Source organism: Actinoplanes sp. NPDC051633 (genome assembly GCF_040681735.1).
Taxonomy (GTDB): Bacteria; Actinomycetota; Actinomycetes; order Mycobacteriales; family Micromonosporaceae; genus Actinoplanes.
Genome location: NZ_JBFAZH010000534.1, coordinates 1 through 5297, shown reverse-complemented (window position 1 = coordinate 5297; position 5297 = coordinate 1). Strand labels below are relative to the sequence as shown.

Below are 5297 nucleotides of genomic sequence, written 5' to 3'. Positions count from 1 at the left end.
ATCCAGAAGCTGACGGCCGACAATTTCACCAAGCAGACCGGCATCACCGTGAAGTTCACGATCCTCCCGGAGAACGAGCTGCGCGACAAGGTGACCCAGGACGTCGCCAACCAGGGCGGCCAGTACGACGTCGCCACGGTCGGCGCGTACGAGGTGCCGATCTGGGCCAAGAACGGCTGGCTGCACGAGCTCTCGACGCAGGCCGCGGCGGACAGCAGCTACGACCAGGCCGACCTGATCAAGCCGATGGTCGCCTCGCTGACCGGCGACGACGGCAAGATGTACGCGGCGCCGTTCTACGGCGAGTCGTCGTTCCTCATGTACAACAAGGAACTCTTCCAGGCCGCCGGCCTCACCATGCCGGAGAAGCCGACCTGGGCGCAGGTCGCCGAGTTCGCCCAGAAGCTGAACAAGGGCGACGTCGCCGGCATCTGCCTGCGCGGCCTGCCCGGCTGGGGTGAGCTCTTCGCCCCGCTGACCACGGTGGTCAACACCTACGGCGGCACCTGGTTCGAGAAGGACTGGACGCCGAAGGTGAACTCGCCGGAGTTCAAGGAAGCCACCAACTTCTACGTGAACCTGGTGAAGAACTATGGCGAGTCCGGCGCCCCGCAGGCTGGCTTCACCGAGTGCCTCAACACCTTCAGCCAGGGCAAGGCGGCGATGTGGTACGACGCCACCTCGGCGGCCGGCACGCTGGAGGACCCGGGCGCGTCGAAGGTGGCCGGCAAGGTCGGCTACGCGTACGCCCCGGTGAACAAGACCGAGTACTCCGGCTGGCTGTGGACCTGGGCGTTCGCCATGCCCAAGACCACCAAGAAGGCCGACAACGCCTGGAAGTTCATCTCCTGGGCCACCGGCAAGGAGTACGAGAAGCTGGTCGGCGAGAAGCTCGGCTGGTCGCGCCTGCCGTCCGGCAAGCGCACCTCGACCTACTCCATCCCGGAGTACAAGGAGTCGGCCAAGGCCTTCGCCGACCTCACCCTGAAGTCGATCGAGAACGCCAACCCGCAGAACCCCGGCGTGCAGCCGCGGCCCGCGCTCGGCGTCCAGTTCGTCGGCATCCCGGAGTTCGCCGACCTCGGCACGAAGACCTCGCAGGAGGTCAGCGCGGCCATCGCCGGTAGCAAGACGGTCGACCAGGCACTGAACGACGGTCAGAAGCTCGCCGAAGACGTGGCGAAGAAATACAAGTAGGGGTCGGGAGCGCCGCCGCCGGACCTGATCCGGCGGCGGCGTGCCTGTAGAGGAAGGCACTTTCCGATGACTGACGTCATTCCCCGGGCGGACGAGAAGACGACGACCCCGCCCCCCACCCCACCATCGATCAAAGGCAGCGCCGGCGAACGCTGGTCGCGCCGCGCCCCCCTTCTCCCCGCCCTGATCTTCGCCATCATCGTGACGCAGCTGCCGTTCCTGTTCACGATCTACTACTCGACCCTGAGCTGGAACGCGCTGCGTCCGGGCGTGAAGGAGTTCGTCGGATTCGACAACTACGTCACCGTGCTGACCGACGAGCGGCTGCGGTCGGCGTTGCTGAACACGGTGATCCTGACGGCCGGCGCGGTGATCGTCTCGATGATCCTCGGTCTGGCCTTCGCGATCCTGCTGGACCGCAAGTTCTTCGGCCGCTCGATCGTCCGTACCTTCTTCATCACGCCGTTCCTGATCATGCCGGTGGCGGCCGCGCTGCTCTGGAAGCACGGCATCCTCAACCCGGACTACGGGTTGATCAACGGCGTCTTCGGCGGGGACACGGCGTGGACCACCTCGTACCCGAAGGCCACGATCATCGCGGTGCTGGTCTGGCAGTGGACGCCGTTCATGATGCTGATCCTGCTGGCCGGTCTGCAGTCGCAGAGCAACGACGTGCTCGAGGCCGCGCGGGTCGACGGCGCCGGGGCGTGGCGGATCTTCACCAGCATGACGCTGCCGCACCTGCGGCAGTACCTGGAGCTCGGCGCGCTGCTCGGCTCGATCTACCTGGTCAACACGTTCGACGCGATCTTCACGATCACGCAGGGCGGGCCGGGCACGGCCACCACCAACCTGCCCTACGAGATCTACCAGACCATTTTCAGCAAGTACGAGTACGGCGAGGCCTCGGCGGCCGGCGTGGTCGTGGTGATCCTCACGATCATCGTGGCGAACTTCGCGCTGCGCGTCATCTCGGGTCTGTTCAAGGTGGAGGAGGGCCGATGACCACGGCAACCGTGCCCGCCCACGCGGCGGCTCCCGTGCGCCGCCGCCAGTGGGGCAACGGCGTCTGGGGTGTCGTGGCGTGGGTCGCCGCGATCCTCTTCGTCTTCCCGGTCATCTGGATGGTGCTGACCGCTCTGAAGCAGTCCAACGACGTGACGACGAACCCGCCGGTCTGGTTCTTCACGCCCACGTTGGAGCACTTCTCCACCGTGCTGGGCGGCAACATCGTGCCGTTCCTGCTGAACTCGTTGATGGCCAGCGTGTTCTCGACGATGCTGGTGGTCGTGCTGGCGACGCCGGCGGCCTACGCGCTGTCCCTGCGCCCGGTCCGCAAATGGACCGACGCGCTGTTCTTCTTCATCTCCACCAAGATGATGCCGCCGGTGGCCGCCGTGCTGCCGGTGTACCTGCTCACGGTGAAGATCGGCATGAAGGACAACATCTGGACGATGGTCATCCTCTACACGTCGATGAACCTGCCGCTGGCCATCTGGATGATGCGCTCGTTCCTTCTCGAGGTGCCCAAGGAGGTCCTCGAGGCCGGCGAGGTGGACGGCGCCGGTCTGATCCTCTCGATCCGGCGGATCATCCTGCCGATCGTCGCGCCCGGCCTCGCCGCCACCGCGTTGATCTGCTTCATCTTCACCTGGAACGAGTTCTTCCTGGCGGTCAACCTGACCGACACCAACGCCAGCACCGCGCCGATCTACCTGCTCGGCTTCATCTCCGGCCGCGGCCCGTTCCTCGCCGACCTGTCGGCGGCGGCGACGCTGCTGTCGCTGCCGGTGCTGGTGGCCGGCTGGGTGGCGCAGAACAAGCTGGTCCGCGGCCTGTCCATGGGGGCGGTCAAGTGAGGGCAGCCGTCGTCGTCACGCCCGGCACGATCGAGATCCAGGAGGTGTCGGACCCGGCGCCCGGACCGACGGACGTGGTCGTCAAGCCGGCCGCCGTCGGGATCTGCGGCACCGACCTGCACATCATGGACGGCGAGTTCGCGCCCGCCTTCCCGATCGTGCCCGGGCACGAGTTCGCCGGCGAGATCGCGGCGGTGGGCTCGGCGGTCGACGGGTACGCGGTCGGCGACCAGGTGGCCGTCGACCCGTCGCTGTACTGCGGGCACTGCTATTACTGCAAGCGGGCCCGCGGCAACCAGTGCGAGAACTGGAACGCGATCGGGGTGACGGTCAGCGGCGGCGCGGCCGAGTACGTGGCCGCGCCGATGGCCAACCTGTTCAAGCTGCCGCCGAGTTTGGCGGCGCGAGACGCCGCGCTGATCGAGCCGCTGTCCTGCGCGGTCCGCGGCTTCGACGTGCTGCCGCGCACCATGGCGTCGGACTACCTCATCTACGGCTCGGGAACGATGGGCCTGATGATGATGTCGCTCGCCATGCGGGCCGGCGCCGCCTCGGTGTCGGTGGTGGATCTCAACCCGCAGCGACTCGAGACGGCCAAGCAGCTCGGCTGCACGGCGACGACGACCGACGCCTCCTCCCTGGATGCGCCGCGAGGCTGGGACGTGGTGATCGACTGCACCGGCTCGGCGGCGGCCATCAAGGACGGGCTGTCCCGGGTCGGGCGGGGTGGCACGTTCCTGCAGTTCGGCGTCTCGTCCTATGACGCTTCCGTCGCCATCGAGCCGTACGACATCTATCGACGCGAGATCACCATCACCGGGTCGATGGCCGTGCTGCACAGCTTCGACCGGGCCGGTGCCCTGATGGCCGCCGGGGTGCTCGACCCGTCGATCTTCGTGAGCCATCGCTATCCACTATCCGACTATGCATCCGCATTGGAGCAGTTCAGGGCCGGTGTCGGGCGCAAGCTTCTGATTGAACCCTGACACTTTGAGTTAGGTGTACGTCACTCCTGGTTGTTATCGGGCGGGGTCATGAGTCCTAATGGATCTGTGCCCCCGCCCGCGACGCATCCCCTCGCCGCCGGGCGTCTCGGTGCGCCGGCTCTGATCTTCATCGCCCTCGCCGCCGCCGTCCCGCTCTCCGTCGTCACGATCACCACCCCATTGGGGTACGCGACGCGCGGCGTGACCTTCTTCCCCCTGGCGTTCCCCTTCTGCGCGCTGATCCTGCTGCTCTTCACGGTCGGGTACGCCGCGATGGCCCGCCGCTCACCCAACGCCGGCGCGCTCTACTCCTTCATCGCCCGCGGTCTCGGCCGGCCGACCGGCATCGGGGCCGCCTGGCTCGCCCTGCTCTCGTACAACGCCCTGCAGATCGGCCTCTACGGCGCGGTCGGGCTCGCGGCCGCACCGATCCTCGACGGCTGGTTCGGGGTGAGCGCGCCCTGGTGGATGGTGGCCGGCGGCTGTTGGATCGTCGTCACGCTGTGCGGACTGCTGCGGGCCGAGATCGTCGGCGCGATCCTGGCGCTGCTGGTGCTGGCCGAGGTAGCGGTGATCACCGGATTCGGCGCGGCCGGGCTCCTCGATCCGGCCGGCGACCGGATCACGTTCGACACGCTGACCCCTTCATGGTCGGGGGTCGACCGGCCGGCGCTGGGGTTGCTGCTGGTGGTTGCGGCGTTCGGTTTCATCGGCTTCGAGACGGTCGCGGTGTACGGGGAGGAGACGCAGCGCCCCCGCCGGTCCATCGGCCGGGCCGCGTACCTGTCGGTGCTCGCCCTCGGGCTGCTGTACTGCTTCTCGGCGTGGGCGATGAGCGTGGCGGCCGGGCCGTCGACGGTGGGTTCGCTGGCGGCCGGGCGCGGCGGCGAGCTGCTCTTCGACCTCGTCGCCGAGCGCCTGGCGCCGTGGGCGGTGACGCTGGGCCGGGTGCTGCTGCTGACCGGCCTGGTCGCCGGGATGATCTCGCTGCACCACACGATCGCCCGGTACGCGTTCGCGCTCGGCCGCGAGGGCGTGCTGCCGGCGAGGCTGGGGCGCACCGGCGCGCGTACCTCGGTGCCGTTCCACGCCTCGGTGACCCAGAGTCTGCTCGCCGGGCTGGCGCTGACCGCCCTGTGGATCGCGGGCTGGGACCCGTTCACCCAGATCTACCCGTGGCTGACGACGACGGGCGCGCTGGGCGTGCTGATGCTGATCCTGGCCGCATCGCTGTCCGCGTTGCTGTTCCTCAACC

5 protein-coding genes are annotated in these 5297 nt (G+C 68.1%); all 5 read left to right on the top strand.

Annotated features, from left to right (window positions below; genetic code table 11):
* Positions 1-1197: sugar ABC transporter substrate-binding protein (locus AB0M20_RS25915; protein WP_364302418.1), on the top strand; the 1197-nt coding region annotated here is incomplete at its 5' end.
* Between the two features lie 66 nt (positions 1198-1263).
* Positions 1264-2202 (top strand): sugar ABC transporter permease, encoded by a 939-nt coding sequence (locus AB0M20_RS25910; protein ID WP_364302416.1) that lies wholly within the window; start codon positions 1264-1266, stop codon positions 2200-2202.
* The gene (locus tag AB0M20_RS25905) at positions 2199-3056 is read left to right on the top strand and encodes a carbohydrate ABC transporter permease (protein WP_364302413.1); all 858 of its coding nucleotides are present in this window, start codon (positions 2199-2201) and stop codon (positions 3054-3056) included. Before AB0M20_RS25910 ends, AB0M20_RS25905 begins: the two co-directional genes overlap by 4 nt.
* Positions 3053-4042 (top strand): zinc-dependent alcohol dehydrogenase family protein, encoded by a 990-nt coding sequence (locus AB0M20_RS25900; protein ID WP_364302410.1) that lies wholly within the window; start codon positions 3053-3055, stop codon positions 4040-4042. Before AB0M20_RS25905 ends, AB0M20_RS25900 begins: the two co-directional genes overlap by 4 nt.
* A gap of 66 nt (positions 4043-4108) precedes the next feature.
* Positions 4109-5297 (top strand): APC family permease (locus AB0M20_RS25895; protein WP_364302407.1); only part of this gene is annotated, 1189 nt, incomplete at its 3' end.

Coding starts and splice junctions, on each gene's coding strand:
- AB0M20_RS25910 (WP_364302416.1), top strand. CDS start 1,264: ATGACTGACGTCATTCCCCGGGCGGACGAGAAGACGACGACCCCGCCC.
- AB0M20_RS25905 (WP_364302413.1), top strand. CDS start 2,199: ATGACCACGGCAACCGTGCCCGCCCACGCGGCGGCTCCCGTGCGCCGC.